Genomic DNA, 1,782 nt, shown 5'->3' on the forward strand with positions numbered 1-1,782 from the left:
GAATTTTTAACTGAGCCATCAAGCTCGATTACAAAATCTCTGGATGTTTCAACCGCTTTTTTAGAGATTACCAGTTTACCGCTCATATCATAAACTTGAATGTCTGCTTTTTTCCATTTTGGATCAAATCTAACAATGTAATTTGTAATAGATGGATCATAAACAACAAGTGTTCTGGAAACACTAGGAGTTGTTTTATTAGTAGCTAAAGTATTATTACTTGGCTCACCATAATACAAGTTAGCTTCTTCATTTGTTACAGCTACAACATCTCCCTGCTTAGCCTGTACTAAATTCCCATTTTCCGCTTTATAGTAGAAACCAATTCCTGAAGATAACTGATGTGCACCAGCAGGAATAAGTTCTGCATTTTCTCTGATCTCGAATTTATAAGATTTAACCTGATCAAGTTTGTAGTTAACTAACTTAACATTTTTACCTTGGAAGTTACCCTCATTAGCTTCGTTAATATATAACCAATAGTTCGTATAATTATTATCATATCCGCCATTCAATGCTTCTTCGTAAGTACCGATAATTCTGGTACCCGCTGAAGCCTGAACTGTCGTGGCAGTAGAAACCTGGTGTCCTGTTGTAAATGATGGAGAAACCACGTAGTACGTTCTGGAAATCTCATTACCATTAGCATCAAGACCAATTACCCCAAGCTGCTTCACTGTACTGTTTGTACCCTTACCAGCCATTTTAGCTGCATTTACACCATTTGGAGTACCTGCTGTTCTTGCGGTTGATTTGAATCTTCTCAGTGTATTAAAGTCTAAAGTCTGAGCTGTATTATCTCTTAACTTTATTTTAAACGACTGCATTGGTTTGATAACCATTTTATCCAGGTTCACATCTCCAACTGCAGGAGCGACCCCGTCACCTGTAGCCACATAAGTAACCACCTGAGCACCTGTAGCATAAGTAGAACCTCCAGGAAGTGTCACAACAGTACCAGGGTTGTATTCAATACCCCAGATATTTTTTACTGCATTTCCATCTGATCCGGTAACACTTTCAGTATATCCAATATTAGATAAATCTAAATTGGTAAGGAAGGGGTTACCAAACTGATACCAGTTCTGACCAAATGTTCCAGCCCATGCGCTTGTAGTAAACTCAAAACTGTCATCTAAATAAGTGTTGTACTTTTCGTTGTAAGAATTCACAGCGTTACCACCAACCCCGAATACGACATTAGAAGGTCCCAAATTAGATTTCCCCGCATTCTGCAATGTTACAGTTCCAGCTAAGGGAGCATATGGTTTCCCGTTAATATTGAAAACAGTTGCTGCACCTGCAGGAGCACTTGGATTCCAGTCGTTATTGGTAACTTTCAGCATATAGTATCCTGAACCATCAGCAGTAGTAGATGCTAAATTTGTAAAATGCGCAGAAACTGCATTAGCGTTATCCCACTTTAGAATAGGGTTGCTGCCGGTTCCTGTTCTTTGGGTATTGAAAGTTTTCCCAAGTTCTGCAGATAATGAATTGAAAGCTTTACCCGAAAAAGGTAACGCAACTTGTTGAAAATAATTACCGGAACCATGACTTGTAGTTCGGTATTCTTTGGTTACAATACCTGTAATGTTGGACTGGGATAGTCCGTCGATGTACAACTGTCCATACGTGGAAGTAGCAAAAGAAGCAGGGGTATTAAGTCTTAAGATGATATTTCCGCCGTCAGTCTTATCAGAACCGGCAGCATCAATTGTCTTAAAAGCATCTGTACCAGATCCTACAACCATGATATTTCCATGCACGTCCAAAAGGCCATTA

General features: G+C 39.1%; 1 protein-coding gene. It reads right to left on the minus strand.

What is annotated here, in order from left to right; genetic code table 11:
* On the minus strand, positions 1–1,766 hold a 1,766-nt coding region (locus GB932_RS22040; RefSeq protein WP_156758921.1), incomplete at its 3' end, for a T9SS C-terminal target domain-containing protein.
* Positions 1,767–1,782: the final 16 nt, after the last annotated feature.

The sequence above is a fragment of the Microbacterium karelineae genome (assembly GCF_009745985.1).
In the GTDB taxonomy this organism is placed as follows: Bacteria; Actinomycetota; Actinomycetes; order Actinomycetales; family Microbacteriaceae; genus Microbacterium; species Microbacterium karelineae.